Origin of the sequence: Thermomicrobium roseum DSM 5159 (assembly GCF_000021685.1) — a bacterium.
In the GTDB taxonomy this organism is placed as follows: Bacteria; Chloroflexota; Chloroflexia; order Thermomicrobiales; family Thermomicrobiaceae; genus Thermomicrobium; species Thermomicrobium roseum.
This window is the reverse complement of record NC_011961.1, coordinates 205,177-228,829: the sequence shown is the minus strand read 5'-3', so window position 1 is coordinate 228,829 and position 23,653 is coordinate 205,177. Positions and strand designations below refer to the sequence as shown.

The 23,653-nt window shown below is 67.4% G+C and carries 19 protein-coding genes; 7 read left to right on the top strand and 12 right to left on the bottom strand.

The window, feature by feature from the left end; all coding sequences use genetic code 11:
• The first annotated feature begins 251 nt into the window (after positions 1-251).
• The gene (locus TRD_RS10290; RefSeq protein ID WP_338064953.1) at positions 252-1,475 is read left to right on the top strand and encodes an Nramp family divalent metal transporter; all 1,224 of its coding nucleotides are present in this window, start codon (positions 252-254) and stop codon (positions 1,473-1,475) included.
• The gene (locus TRD_RS10285) at positions 1,472-2,398 is read left to right on the top strand and encodes a universal stress protein (protein WP_012642637.1); all 927 of its coding nucleotides are present in this window, start codon (positions 1,472-1,474) and stop codon (positions 2,396-2,398) included. Before TRD_RS10290 ends, TRD_RS10285 begins: the two co-directional genes overlap by 4 nt.
• An 88-nt stretch (positions 2,399-2,486) precedes the next feature.
• Here TRD_RS10285 and TRD_RS10280 read toward each other — a convergent pair whose 3' ends face one another.
• The gene (locus TRD_RS10280) at positions 2,487-3,077 is read right to left on the bottom strand and encodes a Uma2 family endonuclease (protein ID WP_012642384.1); all 591 of its coding nucleotides are present in this window, start codon (positions 3,075-3,077) and stop codon (positions 2,487-2,489) included.
• A gap of 130 nt (positions 3,078-3,207) precedes the next feature.
• Between TRD_RS10280 and TRD_RS10275 the strand changes: the two genes are divergently transcribed.
• On the top strand, positions 3,208-3,462 hold the full coding sequence (locus TRD_RS10275; RefSeq protein ID WP_041437245.1) for a hypothetical protein: 255 nt from the start codon (positions 3,208-3,210) through the stop codon (positions 3,460-3,462).
• A gap of 904 nt (positions 3,463-4,366) precedes the next feature.
• On the opposite strand, the gene TRD_RS10270 is transcribed toward TRD_RS10275, so the two are convergent.
• From TRD_RS10270 to TRD_RS10255, 4 genes are read right to left on the bottom strand one after another with little or no spacing between them, the layout of a single operon-like run.
• Positions 4,367-5,284 carry a hypothetical protein gene (locus TRD_RS10270; protein WP_226980753.1) on the bottom strand — a complete coding sequence of 306 codons (918 nt, stop codon included), beginning with the start codon at positions 5,282-5,284 and terminating at the stop codon, positions 4,367-4,369.
• The gene (locus TRD_RS10265) at positions 5,188-6,039 is read right to left on the bottom strand and encodes an ABC transporter permease (RefSeq protein ID WP_012642422.1); all 852 of its coding nucleotides are present in this window, start codon (positions 6,037-6,039) and stop codon (positions 5,188-5,190) included. The genes TRD_RS10270 and TRD_RS10265 overlap by 97 nt, the downstream gene beginning before the upstream one ends.
• Complete coding sequence (gene modA / locus TRD_RS10260; RefSeq protein ID WP_012642767.1) at positions 6,036-6,914, bottom strand: molybdate ABC transporter substrate-binding protein; 879 nt, start codon at positions 6,912-6,914, stop codon at positions 6,036-6,038. The genes TRD_RS10265 and modA overlap by 4 nt, the downstream gene beginning before the upstream one ends.
• Positions 6,915-6,938: 24 nt before the next feature.
• The gene (locus TRD_RS10255) at positions 6,939-8,051 is read right to left on the bottom strand and encodes a substrate-binding domain-containing protein (RefSeq protein ID WP_041437528.1); all 1,113 of its coding nucleotides are present in this window, start codon (positions 8,049-8,051) and stop codon (positions 6,939-6,941) included.
• Positions 8,052-9,406: 1,355 nt separating this feature from the next.
• Between TRD_RS10255 and TRD_RS10250 the strand changes: the two genes are divergently transcribed.
• Together TRD_RS10250 and TRD_RS10245 are read left to right on the top strand one after the other, a co-directional pair.
• The gene (locus TRD_RS10250) at positions 9,407-10,222 is read left to right on the top strand and encodes an SDR family NAD(P)-dependent oxidoreductase (protein WP_012643179.1); all 816 of its coding nucleotides are present in this window, start codon (positions 9,407-9,409) and stop codon (positions 10,220-10,222) included.
• A gap of 54 nt (positions 10,223-10,276) precedes the next feature.
• Positions 10,277-11,098: an SDR family NAD(P)-dependent oxidoreductase gene (locus TRD_RS10245; RefSeq protein ID WP_052294128.1), complete on the top strand. Its 822-nt coding sequence runs from the start codon at positions 10,277-10,279 to the stop codon at positions 11,096-11,098.
• Between the two features lie 93 nt (positions 11,099-11,191).
• On the opposite strand, the gene TRD_RS10240 is transcribed toward TRD_RS10245, so the two are convergent.
• Entirely contained in the window at positions 11,192-12,742 is a 1,551-nt protein-coding gene (locus TRD_RS10240) for a multicopper oxidase family protein (protein WP_012642424.1), read from the bottom strand.
• A gap of 1,532 nt (positions 12,743-14,274) precedes the next feature.
• On the opposite strand from TRD_RS10240, the gene TRD_RS10235 reads away from it, so the two are divergent.
• Both TRD_RS10235 and TRD_RS10230 read left to right on the top strand, forming a co-directional pair.
• On the top strand, positions 14,275-15,108 hold the full coding sequence (locus TRD_RS10235) for a hypothetical protein (RefSeq protein WP_012643086.1): 834 nt from the start codon (positions 14,275-14,277) through the stop codon (positions 15,106-15,108).
• 16 nt (positions 15,109-15,124) lie between these two features.
• Entirely contained in the window at positions 15,125-15,919 is a 795-nt protein-coding gene (locus TRD_RS10230; protein ID WP_012643067.1) for a hypothetical protein, read from the top strand.
• Positions 15,920-17,298: 1,379 nt separating this feature from the next.
• Here TRD_RS10230 and TRD_RS13845 read toward each other — a convergent pair.
• The 6 genes from TRD_RS13845 to TRD_RS10200 all read right to left on the bottom strand — a co-directional run bounded on the left by TRD_RS13845 (position 17,299) and on the right by TRD_RS10200 (position 23,453).
• The gene (locus TRD_RS13845) at positions 17,299-17,967 is read right to left on the bottom strand and encodes a sortase (RefSeq protein ID WP_012642972.1); all 669 of its coding nucleotides are present in this window, start codon (positions 17,965-17,967) and stop codon (positions 17,299-17,301) included.
• Between the two features lie 3 nt (positions 17,968-17,970).
• Entirely contained in the window at positions 17,971-18,336 is a 366-nt protein-coding gene (locus TRD_RS10220; RefSeq protein WP_012642826.1) for a flagellar protein FliT, read from the bottom strand.
• Between the two features lie 13 nt (positions 18,337-18,349).
• A complete protein-coding gene (fliS, locus tag TRD_RS10215; protein WP_012642623.1) occupies positions 18,350-18,757 on the bottom strand; it encodes a flagellar export chaperone FliS in 408 nt (135 codons plus the stop codon).
• 24 nt (positions 18,758-18,781) lie between these two features.
• On the bottom strand, positions 18,782-20,758 hold the full coding sequence (gene fliD / locus TRD_RS10210; protein ID WP_012642496.1) for a flagellar filament capping protein FliD: 1,977 nt from the start codon (positions 20,756-20,758) through the stop codon (positions 18,782-18,784).
• Between the two features lie 45 nt (positions 20,759-20,803).
• Positions 20,804-21,166, bottom strand: a complete 363-nt coding sequence (locus tag TRD_RS10205; protein WP_012642412.1) for a flagellar protein FlaG — start codon at positions 21,164-21,166, stop codon at positions 20,804-20,806.
• A 313-nt stretch (positions 21,167-21,479) separates the two neighbouring features.
• Entirely contained in the window at positions 21,480-23,453 is a 1,974-nt protein-coding gene (locus TRD_RS10200; protein WP_012643112.1) for a methyl-accepting chemotaxis protein, read from the bottom strand.
• Between the last annotated feature and the right edge of the window lie 200 nt (positions 23,454-23,653).

The following is a 23,653-nucleotide window of genomic DNA, read 5'->3' as shown; positions in this document are numbered from 1 at the left end:
AACCATCACGGGTGAGCGATCACTCCACGATGTCCGCGCAGGAGCTCGCTCGACTCCTCCCTCACCGGGCACCCGGAGAGCCCGACCCGACCACCGAGCGGAACCGGAAAGCGACGGAGCATTCTCGGCACGTCGAAAACGAGCGCCGTATCATTAGCATTGGCTAAAATCGGGAGGGGTATGATGTGAACGAGCCGCCCAGCGAACCATCGTCCACTGCCCCGATCGCCCGCCGATCCAGGCAGCTCCGCGTGCGTGGACTCGCGAGCGTTCTCCCTTACCTCGGTCCAGCTTTCGTTGCCAGCGTGGCGTACATCGATCCTGGCAACTACGCGACCAATATCGAAAGCGGCGCTCAATTCGGCTACACCCTTCTCTGGGTCATCCTGGCCGCCAACCTCGCTGCGATGCTGATCCAGTCGCTTTCCGCCAAGCTGGGTATCGCCACTGGCCGCAACCTCGCTGAGCTCTGCCGGGAGCGCTTCCCCCGTCCCGTGGTCTGGCTCATGTGGATCGTCGCCGAACTGGTCGCCATGGCGACCGACCTCGCCGAGTTCCTCGGTGCCGCGCTCGGGTTCGCTCTCCTCTTCCACTTTCCGCTGCTGATCGGTGGCATCTTGACGGGAATCACGACGTTCGCCATCCTCGCGCTGGAGCGCTACGGACACCGGCCGATCGAAGCGGTGATCACGAGTCTCGTCGGTGTCATCGCCGGCTGCTATGTCGTGGAAACGGTCCTCGAGCGACCGGACTGGAACGCCATCGCTCGCCATGCGCTCATCCCGGAGTTCGCCGGCCCGGAAAGCGTGCTGCTGGCCACCGGAATTCTCGGAGCGACCGTCATGCCGCATGTCATCTACTTGCACTCGGCACTCACCCAGCATCGTATCGTGCCGCGCACGCCGGCCGAAGCACAGCGCATCTTCCGCTTCGAGGTGCTCGACGTCGTGATCGCCATGGGCATCGCTGGGCTCGTCAATGCTGCCATGCTCATCATGGCAGCTTCGACCTTTCATGCCCGCGGACTCTCCGACGTCGGGACGATCGAGGAGGCCCACCGCACGTTGCAGCCATTGCTCGGACCATTGGCCAGCACCGCGTTCGCGCTCTCACTGCTCGCGTCGGGCCTTTCCTCCTCCACGGTCGGCACGATGGCCGGTCAAGTGGTGATGCAAGGCTTCCTTCATCGGACGATCCCCGTCTGGCTCCGCCGGGGAATCACCATGCTCCCGGCCCTCATCGCCATCGCGCTCGGGCTCGATCCCACACGCACGCTCGTGATCAGCCAGGTCGTCTTGAGCTTCGGCATCCCGTTCGCGCTCCTCCCACTGATTCTCTTCACCGCCGATCGGGCACTGATGGGTGCACTGGTGAACCGGCGACCGACGACACTGGTGGCGAGCATCCTCGCTCTCCTCATCATCGGGCTCAACCTCTGGCTGCTCTGGACGACATTCACGGGAAGTGGCGCATGAGCGAGATCCCGTTGGCGCACATCCTCGTTCCCCTCGATGGCTCATCGCTGGCCGAGCAGATCCTCCCCGTCGCCGCTGGACTCGTCCGTGCGTGCGGCCGCGAACTGATTCTCCTCCACGTCCTCGAACCGTCCCCGCCCGAACGGATCCACGGTCAGCCGCACCTCGCGACGGCCGAAGCCGCTGCCCGTTATCTGGACCGAATCAGCCGGGAACTGGCCGAGCAGCGCGTTTTCTGTCGCATCGCGGTGATCGCTGCCGACAACGCTGCTGTCGCCACCGTGATCGCTCGTCAGGCCCGAGCCTTGGGCGCTGACCTCATCGCGCTCACGACGCATGGACGAGGCGGCCTGCGCGGCTTGCTCTTCGGGCGAATCGCCCAGCAGGTCCTCCAACAGGCCGAGCGTCCCACGCTCGTCCTGCGTGCGACGGAACGTTCCGTCTCGCTCCTCCCCGAGACACCCCAGCATCTCCTCATTCCGCTCGACGGTTCACCAGCGAGCGAGCATGTCCTCCCGTTCGCCTGGCAGCTGGCCCGATGCCTGGCCGCAACAGTGACGCTGGCTCGCGTCGTACCGACACTCGAGCATCTCAGCTTCAGCGAGAGTGCTCCCGCCGTCTTTCTCCCCACGGCCACCGCTGCGCTCCTCGAACTCGAGCGCCAGCACGCCGAGCAGGATCTCCAGCACCTCGCTGCCACTGCACCCGCCGGCCTCCCGGTCACGGTGGTCGTCCGGCAAGGCGATGTGGTCGCGGAACTCGCCGCACTCGCGACCGATGTCGACCTCGTGGTCATGACGACGCATGGTCGAGCCGGCCTTCCCGGCTGGCTGGCTGGGAGCGTGGCCGCCCGCCTCCTCGAGCGGGTCACCATTCCGCTCCTCCTCGTGCCGATCGGCAGGCAAGAGACATCCACGATCTGACGCAGAGCGCGAAGGACACCGCGCGCACGCTCGGTGGAGACGCGCCGGTGACCGCCTCCTGCCGAGGAGTACTCCTGCCTCGGCGCGATCATTCCCCGGAAGACGCTTCCGGGGAGACCAGGAAGAGATCACTGACCGTCATTTCGAAACCGGGGAGCACGTCACCGCCAGTCAGTTTCTCGTCCGGCCCGAGCTCGCGCGCCGTCCCGTCCGGCCAGTACACCGTCACCGTCCGGCTCTTCGGCCAGAGCACCCAGACCAGCCGCACCCCCGCCCCGAGATAATCCCGCACCCGCTCGTGCACCTCCTCCGCTCGGTCGTGCGGCGAGACGATCTCTACCGCCAAGTCCGGCGCCCCCGGCCAGAACCCTTCCGGGATCCCCGCCGCCGGTACCCGCTCCCGCCGCACCACCGATACGTCCGGAATCCGCACCGTGTCCGGATTCCGACGGAGAATGTAGCCGAGACCGTCCCCGAACACGAAACCGAGCCGCCGGCTCGTGACGAACTGGTGGAGCAGCAAGACGAGCCGCACGACGATCGCCGCATGGATTCCCCCAGCGCCCGGCATCTCCACCAGCTTCCCTTCGTCCAGCTCGTACCGAACTCCCGGCTGTTCGGGGAGTCCCTCGAGATCCTCGGCTGTCAGGAGACGTTCCCGCTGTTCGATCGCCTGCATCGAGCCCACGCTCCACGGTGACGTTGACCGACGATGGGATTCGTACCGGCTCATCCTGCCGCAAGTGAACGCGATCGTCTCGTTCCGCGCAAGTCGCTCGAACGATCGCACCGTATGCAGGGGACAGTGCGTGCCCCGTCAGCACCTTTGGCGCGCCCCACAGCGCCGCGTCGCTCGCTCGGGCAGCACGAGGGCGCTCGTCCTCACCGCACCAGCGATCCGCCGAGACGCTCACACGCGCATCATCGTGCTCGCACTCGTCCCAGTGCGCTTCATGATCCTGCTGCTTCATCGCAAGGCCGCCCAACAGCATCGTCAGAGCAGCACGGCGCACCCGATTCTCATTCGGAACCGCCGGCTGCGGAGTATCCGTGCGAACGCGTAAATCGCGACGCTAGTCAGCGGCGTGTTGCGCTCGCTCATCCATGACGCTGTTTTGGTCACAGCGCAGGACCCCCGTCCCCGGCCCTGGTGGGCCAGGGAGGCCGGTGATACCGACCGGTGGCCGGTATCGGTCGCACCGGTGATGCAGCGCCGCATCATGGAGGGGCGAGGCGCTGCCTCGCCCGCCGCGCCTGCGGCGCGGTCATGCATCGTGCCCGACCGTCCGCACGGGGATCGGCAACCGCACTGCCGCGACCATCGGCGTGGGTCGGCCGACCCTCCGGGCCGGCGGGTCAGGCACCGCCTGACCCCTACAGGACAGGGACGGTGGCGCCAACCCGTGCCGCACCAATGCCGCACCGGCGACACACCGCCCACCCCTTGTAGGGGCGAGGCGCTGCCTCGCCCGCCGCGCTTGCGGCGCGGCTGATTCCCCTGGCGTGCATCGACTACGTCCACGATCCCACCGGCGCCGTGACCATCGCCCCACGTCGGCATTCCCTGCCCTGACGGGCCGGCGGGTCAGGCACCGCCTGACCCCTTCCGAGCCGGGGCGTCCCACTGAACCGTGGCCGGGCGGCACCCGAACGGACGATCCGCCCAACGTTGTAGGGGCAACGCGCTGCGTCGCCCGCTGGGCCCTCGGCCCGGCATTCCCGTCCGCGCACGCTCCACGGTTATCGGACAGACTCCGGTGGCTGTTGCCTGGCCATGACGGGATGTGCCGGCCTACCTGGACCGGTCCGCCACGCACCGCTCGATTCCGACGAGGCGAGAGGCACTCAGCCGCTTCCCAGCGCGGACAGGCATCACCGGTGGTGGACAACCCCGCTCGTCGAAGGGTTACTGTTCCTCGCCCTCTGTGCGACACGGACTGTCGGACAAAGCAGGCGGTACCCGAGTAGCTACCCACTCCTCAGTGCGGTCTCCGCCAGCTGGACAGCCTCGACCACCCCTTCCGCGATCCGACGCGGCCGTTCACCGATTCCCCGCCACTGCCCGCCCAGCCCTCGCGGATCGATCTCGAGGACCTTCGTTCCCTGCTCCACCGGTACACCATCCCGGGTGAGCCCGCGGATCAGCCCAGCGATCGGTGCCGCGATGCCCACCTCTTCACCGTTCGCCCCGACCAGGCGCGCCACCGGCTCTCCAGCCACGACCGATTCGCCGAGTTGCCGCTCCGTCCGCCAGAGACCGCTCATCGGCGCATAGACGTACCGCTCGCGCTGCACCCCGGCGATCGCCCGCGGCTCACCCGCGAGCGGCCGGTTCGCTCCCTCCCAACGAATCCGGCCCAGCTCCTCCCAGCTCGTCTCGATCGCCACGTCGACCTGCTCACCGGCGACGAAACCGGGCCCCAAGCCGACCGTGAGCCGAGCACGCCCGCACAGGTGCGGCTGCACCGCAGCATGCTTGCGCATCCGCGCATCCACGAGGACCCGAGGAGCGAGTTCCTCGACCGCCTCGAGCGGGTCTCGGCGCACCAGGATCGGGATAGCACGTCTCTCCTCCCAGAGCGCCTCCACCTCTCCCTTCGTCTCGACCCGTCGGGCGACCACCCCCTCGAGGACCGCGTAGCCATCGAACACGGCATCGGCGAAAGCCATGCCGCGACGGGTAACCGTCGGCCACGGTTCACTGACGATCACGACCAGCGATCCCGCCGTCCACAACCGGTGCGCCACCGCTGAGGCCACATCGCCGATGCCGAGCACGACGCACCGCGTCAAGACAGCTGCCGCGCCCTCGGTAGCCTCTCCACCAGCAGGAAGATCAGCAGACTGACGAGCAGCAGCATGGCGGCTATTGCGACCGCCTCCCACAGATCCACCTCCATCGCCGTCCAAATCGCGAGCGACAAGGTCTGCGTCCGCCCGCGGAAGTTCCCCGCGAAGAGCAGCGTCGCCCCGAACTCCGAGACCGCTTTGGCCCAGCACAGCGTGAGCCCGCTGACGAGCGCGGGCAAGGCGAGCGGGAAGGTAACCGAGCGGAACGCTTGCAGCTGGCTGCACCCGTCCACCAGCGCTGCTTCTTCCAGGTTCGCTGGAACGCTGGCGAACCCTTCCAGTGCTGTCCGGATGTAGAAGGGGGTCGCCGTGAACAGTTGCGCGATCACCACTGCCAGCGTCGTGAACGGGATCTGGATCCCGAAGGGATCCAAGTACCGCCCGAGCAACCCCATGCGCCCGAACAACATGAGCAACGCTACGCCCGCCACGATCGGCGGCAGCACGATCGGCAGACCGACCGCGACTTCGATCAGTCGACGGCCAGGAAAGGTCCAGCGCGCCAGGATCCAGGCGACCGGTGTCCCGAAGAGGAGCGCCAGGCCAACCGTCGCCAGACTGGTCAAGAGCGTGAGGCGGAGGGCATCGAGAAAGAACGGGTCGCGCGCGTACCGAACCACGTCGCCGATACCGAGCGCGCGGACGAGCAGCGCGACGAGCGGCGCGATCAAGAAGCCGAGCGAGACAACGACCGGGACCAGGAGAAAGAGACGGCCCGGATTCACCCAGCCTGCCGCACCACGCCGCACTGCGCCTCCACTCAACCGGACTGTCTCCACGACACGCGTCATCCGCAACTCCCTGGCTCGCTCAGGTTTCTGCTCACCGGCTCGAAACCGTACTGGGCGAGGAGCTGTTGGCCGGTTTCCGAACGAACGAGCGCGATAAACTCTTCCGCCAGCGCTGGCTGCTGGCTCGCCGCTGCCACGGCGATCGGATAACAGGCGATCACGTTCAGGTCGCTCGGGATCTCGAGAGCCCGGACGCTGGGGCCAGCAGCCTCGATGTCGGTGACGTAGACGATGCCAACATCTGCCTCGCCGAGCGCGACTTTGGCCAAGACCTGCTTGACGTTCACTTCCTGCGACACGACATTGGCGAGCACCCGCTGGGCGAAGTCCGGACCATAGTCCGGTCGCTGGCTGGCACGAGTCAGCATTGTCCGAGCATACCGCCCGGCCGGGACATTCTCGTGCGCAAGGACCACCTTCACACCGGGGCGCGCCAGGTCTGCCAAACGCTCGATCCCAGCCGGGTTGCTCGCTGGTACGACGAGAGCGAGCCGGTTCCGAGCGAAGACGACCGGCTCGCCGCGAATCAGACCAGCCGCCTGGGCGCGCCGCATATTGTCGGGATCAGCGAAAGCCGCGACATCGGCGAGAGCGCCCTGCTCCAGCTGCGCGACCAGCTGTGCCGAGCCTGCGAAGTTGAAGGAGACCGCGACCGACGGGTGGCGAGACCGGAACGCTTCTCCGAGCTGCTCGAAGGGCCCCAGCAACGACGAGGCCGCGAAGACGACCAACTGAGCGCTCTCGCCTTCCGTCGAACGCATGGTACTCGACGCACGTTCCGCTGCAGGGGTCGAGCGGCCTTCGCAGCTCACCAGGCTGGCGAGAACGAGAACGAGCAACAACGCCCGTCGTGCACTCCACCGCTCGAACCGCACTGCTCCTCCTTCGCCGGTAAGCCGTCAGCGCTGACCGAACGTGGCGACGATCGTGCCGCTCTCCTGCACGGCGTAGCCGCTCGCCTCCAGCTCGCGCCGCACCGGACGCGAGGTCAGAAGCTCGAGGAGATCGCGCACCGGTGACCAATCGAGAACGCTCAGGGGGACAACGAGGTCGTAGCGTTCCTCGAGCAACGGCACGAAATCCAGTCCGTGCGCCCGCGCGACCGGGTACACGATTGGCCCAGCATCAGCCAGCCCGTTCGCCACAGCTTCCGCCACTGCCCGGTGTCCAGCAAGCTCACGCTCGTAGCCACGCAGCATGGCAGGCTCGATCGCTTCCTGGGCCAGGAAGCGATCGAGCACGATACGGCTGCCGGAACCCAGCTCCCGGTTCACGATCGATACGCCCGGCTTGACGAGATCGCCGACCGAGCGAATACGTTTCGGGTTACCTGGGGCTAACCCCAGGCCTTCCACCCAGCGGGACAGCGTGACGACCGCGACTGGCCGGCCGACGAGTTGATGCCGTACTTCCGAAAGATTGAATTCGCCGGTATCCGGATCCCAGAGATGCGTGCCCGCAATGTGCACCCACCCTCGTGCCAGGGCCTGGAGCGCCGTCCGACTCCCGAGCGGCACCCAGACAACGCGGAGATCCCGATGCCAGCGCTTGAGGTGAGCAGCCAGCATCGCCAGCGCCGGGTCGCAGCCAGCCAGGACGAGGCTCCGTTCCAGCGTCGCTGGATCGACGAGCGGCTCCACCGTGACGCGCTCACCCGCGCGCTCTCGAATCATTCCTTCGGCCTCACCGGTATCGTCCCGGACCGGCCAGGCGACGAACGTCTCGCCGACACGCCCCAGGCGCACGCGCGAGGGGATCGGTACTGTCCAGCGCTCACTGAGCGCCAGCTGTGCCTCGAGCAGCGGCGGTTCCGCGAAGCTGAAAAGCTCTTCGACCGCACAGCCGAGTGCGCGAGCCAGCCGCAGCGCGACCGCCACACTCGGCGTCAGCCGACCCGCCTCGATCGCCACCAGCGTCTGCCGACTGATCCCCGCTCGCTCCGCCAACTGTTGCTGGCTGAGTCCACAGGACCGTCGTCGCTCGCGGACACGGACGATCAGTTGTGTCTCCATGCGAACCCCCAGTGCTTTCTCCAGGATAGTAAGTGATCTTCGACTCCCTGTCAACGATGGACGACAGCACGACACGCGTCCTTCTCCCGCCAGCGCCACCCGACCAGGCACCACCTGCACTGCCGCAGCGGACGCGACGCCCCCGATCCCTCGCTGCCAGCGCGGGCAGTGGTCTACCGCCATTCGGCGAGTCGGGTATCGTTCTGCGATCGTGCACCGGTCGTCGGCGACAGCGTGCCCGGTGAGCGAGCCAGCTCGCTCCTGCTCGACCTCTTTTCGTGGACCGTTGCCGCTGAACGAGACCCGGACCGGTCGCAGCGAGCGCTCCGCAGCACCGAGCAGGAACGCTGGTACACGACCGTCTCCATGCGCCCCAACACGCTGGCCATCGTTCTGGTCGCCGACCAACTGGTTCGTCGTCCGCTCTTGTCGCCCGCCAGCGCCCGATACAGGCCACCGCCAGGCTCTTCGGTTCGACCCTCGCACTACCAGCTGCCTGCCTGGTGCTATGCCCAGCGTCCCATGTCCTGGCCGGAGCGCTCGGCGATCGTCAGTCCCCAGAGATCCCTTGAACGTTCGCGGTCGCCCTCGCTGCCCGCGTCCTCCTCGTGCCAGGGTTGAACGGTTCCGTCGTCTCCGGGATACATCCTGCGGGTGCTCACCCAGCGCTCGACCGGGCACCCGTCCTTTTCGACGCAACGCGCTCGTTCGCCTTGGACCGTCTCGCGATCGACTCAGCCTCATGCTGTTTCTCGCACGACAGCCCTCCCCCATCGCTCTCTGCTCCGGCACCGGATCGACGACCAGGACCGCTCCGTCGTCGCTTGGAACGACCTCGGGCTCGATCTCCTGGTCCCCAGGCTCTTCGGCAGGCGATCTGCCGCATCCGCGACTACCATTCCGGCTCACTTGCGCCGTCGCCGCTCCTGTCGCTACACTTCAGGACGAAATTCATTCTCGGCGAACCAGCGTGTTTCCAGCGTCGGCTCGTCAGAGCAGTCACGAGAAGAGCGGAAGCGGATGCTGCTCAGTTCGAGACACGGCAAGCGGGGGAGTCCGACCGCGAGCCACTCAGCAACGATCTTCCCATTCCCCGCCGTACCAACTCTGTGGCGTGACCGCGATCAGCGCTGTCCTGGCGCAGCCGATCCAACCGGGGCATCGAGCAGAGAACGAGGGAGCATGCTCTCCCGCAACCACGCCAACACAACCCAGCATGCTCCCGACCTCCTGGCGAGTCGACCCGTCGACCGAATTCTCGCTGACGCGCTGGACTCTCCACTCCGCCATCTGAGCACGGACCACTCGAGTCCGATCGAGAACGCATCGGGTAAAGAGAAAGGAGCACGTGGATCATGGTCGAAGAACGATGGCTCGCGGGAATGGTCGCCCTCGTCACTGGAGCGGGACGCGGCGAGGACGGTGGCGGCGGAGCTGGGATCGCCCGCCAACTCGCCCGGCGCGGTGCCCGCATCGCCGTGAACGACATTTCGGAAGAATTCGCCATGGCTACTGTCGAGCAGATCCGCCAGCTTGGTCGCGAGGCGATCGCTGTCGTCGGCGATGTCTCCGACCCGAACGACGCCGATCGGATGGTCGATGAAGTCGTCCGCCATTTCGGTCGGATCGACATTCTCGTCAACAACGCGGCGATCAGTGGTCTCATCCCAGCGGTCGAGCGCCTCCCCAACGAGATTTGGCACCACCAGCTCGCCGTCGACCTCGATGGCCCCTTCTACATGAGTCGTGCTGCGCTCCGTTACATGATTCCCCAGCGCTTCGGCCGCATCGTCAACATTTCCTCCTTCGCCGCTGTCCGTACCGGCTTCGTCGGCGGCGTCACCTACACCACCGCGAAGACGGGGCTGCTCGGGCTCACCCGGCAGATGGCCTACGAGGTCGCCCAGTATGGCATCACAGTCAACGCGCTGATGCCGACCGGTCTCCTCAACCCGCGCGTGTTGCGTCTGCGCCCCGACTGGGTCCAAGGTGAAGGCCCGCATCGCGCGATCCACCCCGAGGAGGAACTGGGCTGGATCGTCGCCTATCTGTGCCACCCCAACATGACGGCGATTTCCGGTGCGGCGATCCCAGTCGATCGCGGTGTCTCCAACGGCATCGGCGACTTCGCTGAACTGAAGCGACGGAGCGGCAAGGATACCGGAGACTGACGTGTCGTCCAGCAGTGGGCACGACGAACTCTCACGGGAAAGGAGCCGATCGTGATGATGATGTTCGGACAACTCTGCGATCTCAGTGGGCTCGTCGCATTGGTGACCGGTGCCGGCGGAGGGGAACGTGGGGGACTCGGCGCAGCGATCGCACGAGTCCTGGCACAAGCTGGCGCTCAGGTGGCTGTGAACGATCTCGCACTGGAAGACGCGGAAGCGACGGCCAGCATGATCCGCGCCCTCGGCCTGGTTGCCGAAGCGCTGCCAGCCGATGTCGCCGATCCGGAGCAGGCCGACCAGCTCGTCGCCCGCGTCATCGAACGGTTCGGTAAGATCGATATCCTCGTCAACAAAGCCGAGTATCATTCCCGTGCCTATCGTCCCGACGAAATCCCGACCGAAGAGTGGCAGCGGAGCGTCGCCGTCAATGTCCACGCTCCCTTCTACCTCAGCCGAGCGGCTGTCCGCGACATGCGTCGGCGCAAGTTCGGGCGCATCATCAACGTGTCCAACATCGCTGCCATTCGCGCCAGTGTCCTGCACGGGACGCCGTATGTGGCCACCAAGGAAGCGCTCTACGGCTTCACCCGCCACCTGGCCACCGAGGTCGCCCAACACGGCATCACGGTCAACGCCATTCTGCCCGGCTTCGTCCTCACCCCCAAGCTGGCAGCTCTCTGGCCAGACGAGCGGATCGCCAGGCTGGCCCCGACTATCCCCGCGCTGCGTGCTGGGACTCCGGAGGAAATTGCGAGTCTCGTGGTCTACCTGGCCAGTCCGGAGGCTGGCTACCTCACTGGTGCCGCGATCCCGATCGATGGGGCCGTCTCCATCGTTCCGGGTGGTCGCATGGATCCGGACAACTGCTTCGTTTGACGGGTGTCGGAACCTCTCGGCCGTCGAACGTGCGAGCCCGCCAGGAGGAACGAGCGGGAGCCGGCGCGGTATCCTCCGCGCCGGCTGTTCTACTCAGGTGACCTCGACGATCCGCATCATTCCGGTTTCCTGGTGGTAGAGGTGATGGCAGTGGAACGCCCACCGACCCGGGTTCTCCGCGATCCAGTCCATCACTACTTCCCGCATCGGATCGACGAGCACGGTATCCCGCACCGGGGCCGTCGCGCTCTCGCCCACGCGGAAGAAGTGACCGTGCAGGTGCATGGGATGCGGCATCGTCGTCATGTTCTGCAACCGGAAGCGTACCCGCTGGCCTCGCCGCACCCGGATCGGCTCCGCAGCAGGATAGGCTTGCCCATCGATCGTCCAGACATACTGACCCATCCCGCCACCGAGCACGATCGGCCGCTCGACATCGGGAACGAACTCCGTCCCCGCCGAGCGCGCCCGACAGCGCAGCCCGTGCACGAGCTCCCCCGACAATTCCCGCGGTCGCGTCACCCTCGCCGGCACTTGGCCGCTCGCCCCCTCGTAGCGCAGTACCGCCTGCGCTGCACGATCCGTCCCTTCGGCCCAGGCCACGAGCGGCCAGATGCCAGGATTGTCCAAGCGGACGAGGAGATCGTACCGCTCACCCATCCCGATCCGCAGAGCGTCCCCTTCGAGCGGCTCGATCGGCTGTCCATCGGCCTGCACGACGGTGAAGCGATGTCCAGCGAGCGCGACGCGGAAGATAATCGCTGATGCCGCGTTGACGAGCCGCAGCCGGAGGAGATCCCCGCGCTTGCCGACGAACTCGAAGGGATGCTCCAGTGGACGCCCATTGACCACGTACAACGGATAGACGAGATCCGGTTCGACCTCGGGCGGCTCACCGCTCGTTCCGGTCATTCCGGGCATCGTTCCCATGCCAGGCATGCTTCCACCCGGCATCGCCCCATGTCCCATGCCGTGTCCACCGTGGCCAGCACCGACCAGCTGCCGCAGCACTTCCTCCGGTGTCCCGGCGATCCCATCCAGCCAGTCGTCGAGCACCAGCACCACCTCGCGGTCATAGGCTAGTTCCTCGTGCCCTGGCTCGACGATGAGTGCACCCACCAACCCCCGATCGAGCTGGACACCAACATGGGTGTGGTAAAAGTACGTGCCAGCCACCGGCACAGGGAACTCGTAGAGGTAGCGCTCTCCAGGCGGAACCGCTGGCTGCGTGACCTCCGGCACCCCGTCCATCGCATTGGGGACCGGGATACCGTGCCAGTGGATCGTCGTCGGCTCAGGGAGCCGGTTCTCCAGCAGGACGCGCAGCGTCTCGCCCTCCCGAACACGCAGCTCCGGACCCGGAACCTGACCTCCATAGGTGAACGTGCGCACCCGCCGACCAGCGAGTTCGATTTCCGCCTCCACCGCCTCGATGGTGTACTCCCGGATCGGACCGGCTGCTGATCCGCTTGATCGAGTCGGCAGCACCGTGACCGTCGGCTCCGCAGCCGTTTGCGGACTCGGGGTGGGTGCGACCGGTCGCCGACTGCAGGCCACCGCCAGGAGCACGCTCCCAGTCATCACCGGAAACAGGCCACGGCGGGTCCAGCGCCGGGCCAGCAATAATGGAGCAAAGCGCATCATCGTGTGGGCTCCTCCCGCTCGATCGAACCACGCCGAATGGAGACCGTTACGGCCGCCCGTGACTCCTCGGCGGGAGGATCAATTGCGGAGGCAGCAGGAAGCGAACAGTGACGGGGCGTTCGGGAACGGGTCCGGCGCGCGCGGCCGGACGCACAGAACGGGTTCGCGGGTGCCGAGCGCAAAGAGACGCACCGCGAGAACATGTCTCCACAGCCAAGCGAGCAGGACGCCGGCCACTGGGCACCACAGAACCAGGACCGTCATCCCTCCCATCGGGAACGCAAGCTCGTGCGGAGACGCGTGCCAGCGTGCTTCCACAGGCGCATGGTCCCCGTGCGCCAGGAGATGCCGTTGCGCATCATGGGCCGGTACCGACTAGGCCACCAACCAGCAGGTCACGAGACTCCAGCCGAGTGCACCGGCCACGAGTATCGACCAGGCCCGCGATCGTCGGAGGCACTCGCTCACTCGGGTCTCCCTGCCGGGACATCCGCGACCAGCCAGCCGCGGGCTCCTCCGGCATGATGATACCCACGCTCGAACCGGCACGGGAATGCGGGCCACCGACGACGTGCGCGCAACCCGGCCCAGCTCTTCCGACGCGCCTTCCTCCGACGCGTATCCATCGAGCCGTCCGGAACGTGAACGTGGCCGATCTAGGCCGCGTGGGTGTGCCGCGCCTGCAGCGCGCCGGGCGAGGCGGCGCCTCGCCCCTACACAGCGTGGGCGACGCCGCCCGGTGCAATGCATGTCGGCCGCGTTAGGAGGTCCCCTTCCCCCTGTAGGGGTCGGGCGCTGCCCGACCCGCTGGCTCAGAGGGCTGGCAATCCTGTGGCGGGGCGATGCCGATTCTGCCGTCCGGATCGCGGATGCGGCCGATACACGCCGCCTGGGTGTGCCGCGCCGAAAGGCGCAGCGGGCGACGCACGGGTCGCCCCGACTTGTTCGCGCAACACATCCTCGGTCGGGCATTTGTGAGCCACGGTCGGGTGGTACCCCGGCACCGTAGGGGTCGGGCGTGCCCGAGCCGCCGGCCCAGCAGGGCCAGTCATCCTCTATAGTGACGCGAAGACGATCGACTCCACCCGAGGTGGGAGAACGCCTCACTCGTCAGCACGCCACAGCGCCGATCGAGCGACACGCCATGTCGATGACCCGGGTCACTGGCCGCCCCCCCCGCATACCCACCCAGCTCGCACGAATGGCTGCGACCTGGGAAACGCTCGCACTCTTACTCCCACACGCACGAAACACCGCGTGGCGTCACCGACCAGGCTCGATCCCTCGTGACCGGACCCCCAACTCGAGTGATCGAGGCCTCAGCGTGCCCGCGGAGTACTCTCGCTTTTCGAGCACGCTCGTTCCCTGCCATCTGGTTTCCGGTAGAGTCCCTCCTTGACAGGCAGACTGCTCGGGCCGAAAATGAGGGCGAGACGCCCTCTCTTCGGTGCGCTGGTTCACGCTCGCACCGGTAGGCTCGCGCAGCAAGAAGCCGACCCGCACGGCAGGAGAACCCGCTAAGGGGGTGGACGATGGACGAGGAGCCGCGCCTGACCGAACCTGCTCCGCCCGACCGACCGCTCGTCTACTCGGGCGAGCCAGCCGGCGACAGTGGCGGCTTTCCCTGGCGGTGGGTCCTGATCGGTTGTGGCGGTGCACTCGTCCTGGCCTGTGTCTGCCTGGTCGCCGCCGTCGGAACCTACGCGTTCCTCACGGTCACCCGCGCGACACCGACGCCCCAGATCGCCATGAGCACGCCCGCTGCTCGGCCAGCCCGCACCGCGACGGTCGGATCCGGCTCGCTCACCCCGGCAACTGCGGTCCAGCCCGCGCCGCGGGGCACGCCGTCCTCCAGCACCGGTCAGTCGAGCGCTGGGCTGCCTGCTGGTTGGCGGTGGTTCGACGACCCCTCCGGCCAGGTGCGCCTAGCGGTTCCCGGTGGCTGGAACTTCTTTTATGAAGAAAAGATCTGTTGCAACGTCACGCTCGTGACGTTCGATCCCGGCCAACTGCCGAGCGGACGGATCGCCTGGGCTCCGCCCGGATCGGGTGCCGCACACGAGGTACCGGCCGGGGAAATGGTCGTCGATCTCTTCATCGTCGCGCCCCCCTACGCCGACCAGCCACCCGACTTCGGTCGCCCGCCCGATGGTGAAGACATCGTCGGCGGGCGCTACCACGCGCAGCTCTACTTCAGCGCCCCCTATACCGACTGGCCCAGCGGGCAGGTCATCACCTATCTCTACCAGGACGACCGGGGTCGGCAGTGGTGCCTGATCGCCTATTTCGGCACGCCGTTCGAGCAAGATATGGAGCACTTGGCCATGCTCGGCCAGATCGTTGCCAGCATCCAGCACCCGAGCTGAGCGAGGAGAGCACGCCATGGAGCGTCGCCGTTCCCCAGTACAGTTGATCGGCTTCGGTTGCCTCGGTCTCCTGCTCCTCGTCCTCGCAGTGGGCGGCGGAGGTCTCATCGGCTATCTCGCCTTTCAGTACGGTCTCCTCAGCACCGCGACACCGACCCCGCAACGTGGGCAGGGACAGATCATCACCCCGCCAGCAGACAGCTCGGCGAGCACGCCGACCATGCAGGCCGCTCCGCGCGAGACACCCACCGCTGCACCGGTCGCGCCGCGGGCCGTGACGCCCACTCCGCAGCCGGAACCCACACCCGGCCCAGTCGTCATCCCGGACTGGCCGACCTACGAGGACCCCGGTTACATCCGCTTCCAGCACCCGCCGCACTGGCTCGTCATCACCACACCGGAGGCTCCAGAATACAATCTCCGCTCCTGTCACTGCTACTGGATCGTGATGAGCGAACTGATGGTCCAGAACAGTCCGAGCCCCGAGGTGGTCGCTGACTGGTTCAACACGAAGAGCCTCGACGGTATCCCACCCGGGGGGATCTGGATGGAGATCCTGCGCCTCGACTCCGAGTACGCACCCCGCCCCGACTTCCTCGACGGCACGCCTCAGGGCTCGCTCGTCATCGGCAACCAGTACGAGGCCGAGGTCTACCAGCTCGACCCAAATGGTCGCATCCGCGCCTATCACTATCGGGACGGCCAGGGGCGTCCCTGGGTGATCGTTGTCCGCGCACCGGACGGCTTCGACCGCGCCAACCCACAAGTCCAACGCTTGACCGGCGTGCTCGCGACGATCGACCACCGCTGAGCCAGGGGCTACCCCAACCGTCTGTCGCGCACCCTTCCCGATCGAACACCCGGTCACCCCTCAGGGGCCCGAGGCTGCGGTGACGCGCTGAGATCAGCACGCCGCTCGACCACGCGCGATCGCAAGCGTCGTACAGCAGTGGCGCGCCACGGAGCGGCGCCCGTCGCGCAACGGTCGCCCCAGCGCATCGTCCCCACCGGGGCGGAGCGGCCCGTCCCCGGTGCAGTGCATGTCGGCCGCAGGAGGACAGCCCTACACCCCTGGAGGGGTCCGGCAATCATCCTGAGGTGCGACGATGACGGTGGCGCCCGATTAGCCGAGGCCACCGCGACGTCCCCGGGAAATGTGCCGCGCTGCAGGCGCGGCGGGCGAGGCAACGCCTCGCCCCTACATGGTGGGGCGGCGCATCCCCAGTGGAGCACGTGTGCGCCACGGTACGGCGCCACTGCCCCCATTGGTAGGGATTAACGGGTGCCCGACCCGCCCGCCCGGTAGGGCCAGGAATGCTGTCGTGGAGCGATGGTCACGGTACCGGTGCGGACGTGGACGTGGTCGATGGACGCTGCGGGAATCTGCCGCACCGCAGGCGCGGCGGGCGAGGCGTTGCCTCGCCCCTACATGGGGTGGGTGGTGGATCAGCGGTGGACCCTCGACCTGCCTCGGTGGGGCGGTGCAGCCCCCATGTGTAGGGGTCAGGCGGTGCCTGACCCGCCGGCCCGGGAGGGCCGGCAATACCGTCGTAGGGCGGTCGTCCCGGCACCGGTGACATCGTGCACGTGGTCGATACACGCCACGGCAATCTGCCGCGCCGCTGGCGCCGCGGGCGAGGCAACGCCTCGCCCCTACACCGATGGGCCAGCACGTCGCCGGTGCGACCGATACCTCCAACGGTGGGGCCGTATCCCCCGTCCTGTAGGGGTCAGGCGGTGCCTGACCCGCCGGCCCGCCGGGCCGGCACAGGCGGCGCGGGCGAACACCCACGCTGCTGTGCGAAATGGCTGTGAGAATGGTTGCCACCCAGGTCGCCGCGCCGGTGACCCGGCTGGCGACACAGCGCGTCGCCCCTATGAGGTGGGCAGGTTTTCCTGGTAGGACACGGGTGCGCGACGGTGCAGCGGTACGGCCACAGCCTGGAGGGGTCAGGCGGTGCCTGACCCCCCGGCCCGCTGCGGCCGGCAAACCCGACCGCGGTCGGTCTGGTTACCGTGGTCGCGTGATCCACACGGGGACGTTCGCCGGCGTCCATGTGGCCACGCTGCCCGGAGCGGCGCCTGTCGAATGCAGCAGGGCATCCCTCGCCCCACGCGCGCATCAGCCAGTACCGACAGTGTCCCCGTGCAGACTGCTGACCGCCTCGCCGCTCGGGGAGCCGCGCCGGCTCAGCGGGTAGCCACCGCTGGCCGCACCGGCTCGGCGCGCACGACCAGCCGCCGCTCGTACCGACCATCGGGGATACACGTGAGAAGCGTCAGGGTCTCACGGTCCGTCTGCCGCAGCACCGCGCGCTCGCTCTGCGCGACCGTCTGCACGTCCACCACCCGGTAGACGAAGGTTCCCGCCGCACTCCAGACCGTGATCTCGTCACCAGGACGGATGTCCAGCAAGCGCCAAAAGACACCGGGACCCCGTTCGGTATCGACGTGTCCCGTGATCGCGATGTTGCCCGGCTCGCCCGGATTGGCCGTCCCCACCAGGTGCGCAGCCGCATCGGTTGGCACGGGCCAGTACCAGCCCCGCTCGTCCACGACCGAGGCCACCTCGACCACCGTCACTGTGATCCCCAGCCGCGCGATCTCGAGCGCCGTCGCCGGCGGCATGCGGTACCGGAACAGTGTTCGCCAGACTCCCTCGCTCGCCTGCCCGCGACGCTCGGCCCGCGCCACCGGTGTCGGCTTGGCGACCTTGGCGTCACGCAGGACGACCGTCGGAGTCGACTGAGCCAGCTCGGGAGTTCGCGTCCGCTGGATTTCCACCCGGACGCAGGAGACCCCGAGGAGGAGTCCCAGCACAGCGATCGCGATCGAGACCGAGCCAGACCGGACGCGCATCGCTCATGCCTCGCGATCGACCAACTCGCCTTCACCGGCCGTGCCGAGCGCCCGCCGGTACCCGCGAGCCGCCGCATCGTTCCGTTCCACTGCCTGCTGCGCCTCCCGCGTCGCCTGGAGCGCCGTCTCCACCCTCCCGACGAGTTCTCGATCCAGCACCTGCATCTCCTCGAGCAGCCTCGCGATCGCCTCGCGGCTGGCCGCGCTCAGGCGCGCCGGGTCGACCGCCTGGAGTTGCTGCACGAGCGTCCCGCGTTCCTCCAGGAGGGCCAGCGCCTCGTCCCACTCCCCAGCCCGCGCGGCCTCCAGCTGGGCGACGGTCAGATCGCGCAGGCGGGCCGCGAGTTCCAGCACGCTCGCCTCGTCCACATCCCCGCTCCTCTCAGGCGCTGGCGGCCAATGGGACTGCGGGCCGGGTCACGCGCTCTCGTGCCGCCACCTCCTCCCAGGCCTCGAGCAGGCTGGAGAGGAACGCTCGCACCTCAGCCACGATAGCCGGGTCCTTGCGCACATTCGCCTCGACCAGTCGCCGCTGGAGATAGTCGTAGATCGCCAGGAGCTGCTGGGCCAGCTCGCCCGCCTCCAGGTTCAGGCTGGCCATGAGTTCAGCCACGATCTCCTGGGCGAAGACCAGGCGCGCGTGCGCTCGTGGAACGTCCCGGCTGTGGATCGCCTCCTCGGCCTCGTCGAGCACCTGGATGGCCCGTCGGTAGAGCAGTACCATCAGCTCGGCCACCGAGGCCGTTTCCACCGTCACCTGCCGGTACCGCTGGTAAGGATTCGCCGGCATGACGCACCTTCCCCTTCCCGCCCATCACGAACTCAGCATCTTGATGATCTGACCCTGGAGTTGTGTCCCCTGCGCCTGGATCTCCGCCAGCATGCGCTCCAACGTCGCGAACTGCCGCACCAACTGCGCTTTGCGATCGTCCAGCCGTTGTTGATACCGATCGATCTGCTGATCGATGCCGCGCAGCTGCTGCTCGAAGGCGTCGCCGCGTGCCCGCACCAGCCCATCGCGTCCGAGGATGCCGTTCAGGTAGCGGCCGAGTTGCGTCAGTACTCCTTCCTGTTGTGTCACCGTGATCTCGCTCGTCGCGCCGGTGAGGGTACTGGCCGCGCTCAAGACCAGCCCGGGGATCAAGGTCGCATTCGTCCCACCAGCCGCGATGGTGCCCGTCGCACTCCAAAGCAGTTGGTTCGCCGTATCGTAGAAAGAGGCCGTCAGGTTACCTGCGCCATCGGAACCGATGACGTACCGGCCACTGGCTGGTGGGCGCGGCGTTCCCGAGACGCGCGCGATATCACCCGGCGTCGTCAGCGTCGCCCGGCTCGTCGCGCCGAGCAGCTCGAACACGGCGTCTGGATTCTCGCGCAAGGCGGCCCGGAGCTTGTTTTCGTCCACCTGGAGCTGGTTGGTCGTTCCCACAACCGATCCGACCGCGCCGAAGCTGATCCCGATATCGGCCAGCGTGCGGTAGCGCCCACCAGCGTTGATCGCCGGACTCGTCACCAGCCGGCGCAATGTCGACTCGACCGTCCGTACCGCGCTGTCGCCCATGAGCGTGCCGGCGGTCTTGGTCGTCGCGTCGTAGGCAGTCTTGTCAGCGATGAAGCTCAACACGCTATTGAACTGATCGACGAACTTGCGGACAGCAGCGATAGCTGACTCGCTGTCCGGCTCGACCGTGAAGGTGTAGGGACTGGTGGTCGTGCGGGTGAGCGTCACGGTGACGCCCGGAATCGCGTCGCTGATCGTGTTGCTGGTGCTGTACTGCCAGGTCGTGCCGCCATCCAGGCTGTAGACGGCATTCTGCCCGAGCTGGAGCTGACCGCTGGCCAGCCCGAGCGCCGTGGCCAGGTTCCCCGTGTCGCTGACAGTGATCGCCAGGCTCCCCGTCGTCTTGGCCGTCAGGACGATGCGGTCGCTCGTACTGTCGTAGCTCGCAGTGACACCGGCATTGGAGGCATTGATCCGGTTGAGGATCGTGCTCAGCGAGTCGGTCGCCGTATCGTACGCGATCGCCACGCCATTGATCGTGAGCGTCCCCGAACCACTCACCGGCGTCGCCAGCATCGCCTGGCTCAAGGGAACCGTCGTCTTGACGGCGGTCAAACTGCGCGTCCCGACGACGGTATCACCGCTGCGTGGTGCCCCGGCAAGCGACGTGACCGAGAGGAAGTTGGAGCTGTCGCCGATCATCCCGACCTGGAGCGGTCCGCCTGGGGTATCGGCCGTGAGCGCGAGGCGCGTCCGGCCGTCCACCGTGACCAGGCTGGCGGTGACTCCGGCGCCACTCGCATTGATCCGTGCGATCACGTCGTTCAGGGTGTCGCTGGTGGGATCGACGGTGATCGCTACGCCATTGATGGTGAAGGTACCAGCCGTGATGCTGGAGCGGAAGTTCACGTCGGCCAGCGGCGCAGTGGGATCGATGTCCGCACCGAGCGCACTGCCGCTGCGTAGCGTAGTCGCGGTCGCCAGCTGCTGGATCTGGATCGAGTACGTGCCGGCGACCGCGCCGGGGCGGGCGCTCGCCGTGAAGGGTGCGTTCCCGTCGCTCGGCCGTACGGCAAAGCCGACGATGGTACCGCGCTGCGTCAGCGTGCCGAGCGCGCTCGCCAGGTTCTGCAGGCGGGTCCCCAGGTCTTTCCAGGCATCCCGCTGCTTCTGGATGTCCTGCTTGCGCTGGTTGAGCCGCGTGATCGGCTGCTGCTCCAGCTGCAGGAGCTTGGAAATGATGTCTTTGGTGTTCAAGCCGGAAGCCAAGCCATCGAAGGTAATACTCATCGCCTGCACCTTCCCAGTGTGCCGGGGCTCAGCGCGTTCCCCGACTCACTCCGTTCGCTGCTGCTCGGCGAGCTCCTGGAGGACCTCCTTGAGGCCACCGGGTGGGATCTCCCGGATCACTTCCTGCGTCTCCCGATCGATCAGCTGGATGACCCAATTCCCGATACCGGGCCGCACGTAATAGCGCAAATACACGTCCCGCGGCATCTTGCGTACCAACTGCGGATCCAGCGAGAGATCCACGCGGTGCGCAGGAAGGAGATCGCGCCGTTCCTCACCCTGAGCGGCCCGCCCTGCAGCCGGGCTGCTCGCCTCCACCGGTTTGACCGGCTGGAGTGGGGTCGCCTCCTCGACTGCGCCCGGCTCGTTCGGACCGACTGGTGGTATCGGAAGGATCGGTGGGTTCATCGCGCTCCCTCGCGACGTCTCATCGGCGTTCCGTCCGCCTATTCTGTCAGAGATGATCGGCAAAACTGGCGAGGAACTTGAGAGGGAGCATCGTCGCTGTCACCCCGGAGCGCTGCCCCAGCCAGCCGGGAGCGGCGCCTGCTTCCTCCAACAGCAGGGTAGGCTCGTCAGCCGGGCAGCCTCCTGCGCACGCGCTCACGCTACACGGGCGACGGTTCTCTTTCTCCCTGATATCGCAGCCCGCCGGGGAAATCCCTCGGCACTCGCGGGGCCGGCGCGACCGCTCCGGGCGCAAACCGGTGGGCGACCGTCCCTAGCGGACGAGATCCAGGATCGAGCTCCGGATGGAAGAGGAGCCATCACTGACCAGTGAACCTTCACTGCGCAAGCGGAAACGGCTGAGCAGCCCGCGCAGCGTCCTGGCGACCTGCTGCAAGACCGTGGCCGTCTGCGCCATCTCCTCGATGCGGTTCCGCGCCGTGCCGACCGAACTCGCCATCGTCTCCGCCAGGGCTGCATTCTGCTGCGCGACGTCAGCGATCCGACGCATCGCACCCCGAATATCGTGGACCTGTGCGCCCAGCTGCACTGCCTGACGCTGGTTCTCATCGGCCAGCTGCGCGGTGCGCTCGAGTGTCTGCCGCACCGACTGCAGCTGCTGGCGCAGCGCCTCCAGCTCGGCCAGCAGCCGCGCATTCGCCTCCGCGATCTCCACCGCTGCCGTCCGAATATCGCCGAAGAACCCGACCACACGCTCGGTCTCGTGCACCACGACCGTAACGACAGCATCCCCCTCTTCCAGGGCACACGCTGCCTCCTCGACGGTCGCCACGATCCGCTCCACGATCTCGGTCACCCGCCTGGCCGCCTCTCCAGAGGAGGCCGCCAGCTTCTGCACCTCTTCGGCCACGACCGCGAACCCTTTCCCGGCCTCCCCGGCTCGAGCTGCCTCGATCGCCGCATTCAGTGCCACGAACGTCGTCTGGCGGGCCAGCCCCTGGATCACCTCGACGAACTGACCGATCGCCTGGACATGCTCGACCAGGGCCGTGATCGTCCGTCGCGTTGCCACCATCTGCTCCTGCACCGACCGGCTCAGCTCAGTCGCTCGCTCCACGAGCGCGCTCCCTTCGGTCGCACGGGTCGAGTTCTCGCGCGCACGCCCGGTCACCTCTAGACTGAGTTCGTGCACACGACGTGCGGCATTCTCGGTGACCTCGATGACCTGCGTGGCTGCGCGCAATTCCCTCGCCTGCTCGACAGCGACCTCGACGACACGCCGCGCACTGCGCTCGCTCTCGTCGATCGCCCGCGAGCTGCTTTGGATCTGCTCCGCCTGCGCGACCGATCCAGCAGCGACTCGCTCGGCCACCTGCGAGAGCTCTTCAGCGAGCCTGGCCACCTCGCTGCTGAGCGCTTCGGTGGCCTCACCGCTCGCGGACACTCGCGACGCTGCCTCCCGCACGCGGACGAGCGTCTCGCTCAGGTCGCTGACGGTGCTCGTGTACGAGATGCTGACTGCGCGGATCCGTTCCAGCATCTGGTTGAAGGCACTGGCCATCTGGGCGAACTCGTCAGCGCCGCGGATCGGGAGCGGTTCGGTCCGCACGGTGACCGTGCCGGTGAGATCGCCCGCCGCGAGCTGTCCCAGCGCACGCTCCAGTTCGCTGATTTCGCTCCTGGCCAATCGCTCGGCCGTCGTCGCCAGCTCGCCGATCGTGCGCAGCGGTGGCCGCAGCGACCAGAACCAGCCGACCAGGATGACCAGCGCGAGCCCGGCACAGGCCATAGCCATGAGCTGGAGAGCCGAGAGCTGGGATGCGATGCTCCAGCCTCGTCCCGCGCCGCCGGGCTCGCTCCCCGATGCAACCGCGGCGGCACTGGCCCAGAAGGACGCGAACGCTTCCCGCACGTTTTCACTGTCCTCGGGGGAGGCAGCCAGTGCTCGCTCCACCGTCGCCCAGGCCGCGACGACCTGCCCCACCGCTGCACGCTCATCCGTCGTTTCACCAGCCCGCTGCAAGGCGGTCAAGTCGCTGGCGACTCGTCGCGCCTGGGCGGACCACTCCTCCGTCGGCCCCTGCTGACTCCGCACCCGTTCCTCGAGCTGACGTGCCTGCGCGAGGACGCGCAGGAGATCGTTCGCCTGCTTGCCCTCGGTCTCCAGCGCGATCACCTGCGCCCGCAGGGACGCCAGCCAGAGCGCCCCCACGCTGCCGAGACCGAGAAAGACGAAGGCAGACGTCAGAAGCAGGGCCAACAATTTTTGCCGGAACCCCAGCCGCATCGTGCGACCTCCCCACTGTCTCCTAGGTACTATCGGTCGAGTACCGCCTCCCCTGAAGAGGGGACAGTGCGAGCACCATCGGGCCAGCGCAGCACAGGCAGCGCCGCGCCCCAGCCCCCGCGCCCATGAGCGCGGATCGGGCGGAGCAGGCTGCCACGACCGATCTCCGGTCTCGTCCGACCAGCCTCCTCGAGGCGCGA

What these genes read in the sequence shown, in the direction of transcription:
- TRD_RS10285 (WP_012642637.1), top strand. Translation starts at nt 1,472, where the DNA reads ATGAGCGAGATCCCGTTGGCGCACATCCTCGTTCCCCTCGATGGCTCA.
- TRD_RS10280 (WP_012642384.1), bottom strand. Translation starts at nt 3,077, where the DNA reads ATGCAGGCGATCGAACAGCGGGAACGTCTCCTGACAGCCGAGGATCTC.
- TRD_RS10245 (WP_052294128.1), top strand. Translation starts at nt 10,277, where the DNA reads ATGATGATGTTCGGACAACTCTGCGATCTCAGTGGGCTCGTCGCATTG.
- TRD_RS10250 (WP_012643179.1), top strand. Translation starts at nt 9,407, where the DNA reads ATGGTCGAAGAACGATGGCTCGCGGGAATGGTCGCCCTCGTCACTGGA.
- TRD_RS10230 (WP_012643067.1), top strand. Translation starts at nt 15,125, where the DNA reads ATGGAGCGTCGCCGTTCCCCAGTACAGTTGATCGGCTTCGGTTGCCTC.
- TRD_RS10205 (WP_012642412.1), bottom strand. Translation starts at nt 21,166, where the DNA reads ATGAACCCACCGATCCTTCCGATACCACCAGTCGGTCCGAACGAGCCG.
- TRD_RS10200 (WP_012643112.1), bottom strand. Translation starts at nt 23,453, where the DNA reads ATGCGGCTGGGGTTCCGGCAAAAATTGTTGGCCCTGCTTCTGACGTCT.
- TRD_RS10265 (WP_012642422.1), bottom strand. Translation starts at nt 6,039, where the DNA reads ATGACGCGTGTCGTGGAGACAGTCCGGTTGAGTGGAGGCGCAGTGCGG.
- fliD (WP_012642496.1), bottom strand. Translation starts at nt 20,758, where the DNA reads ATGAGTATTACCTTCGATGGCTTGGCTTCCGGCTTGAACACCAAAGAC.
- TRD_RS10235 (WP_012643086.1), top strand. Translation starts at nt 14,275, where the DNA reads ATGGACGAGGAGCCGCGCCTGACCGAACCTGCTCCGCCCGACCGACCG.
- TRD_RS10240 (WP_012642424.1), bottom strand. Translation starts at nt 12,742, where the DNA reads ATGATGCGCTTTGCTCCATTATTGCTGGCCCGGCGCTGGACCCGCCGT.
- fliS (WP_012642623.1), bottom strand. Translation starts at nt 18,757, where the DNA reads ATGCCGGCGAATCCTTACCAGCGGTACCGGCAGGTGACGGTGGAAACG.
- TRD_RS10255 (WP_041437528.1), bottom strand. Translation starts at nt 8,051, where the DNA reads ATGGAGACACAACTGATCGTCCGTGTCCGCGAGCGACGACGGTCCTGT.
- TRD_RS13845 (WP_012642972.1), bottom strand. Translation starts at nt 17,967, where the DNA reads ATGCGCGTCCGGTCTGGCTCGGTCTCGATCGCGATCGCTGTGCTGGGA.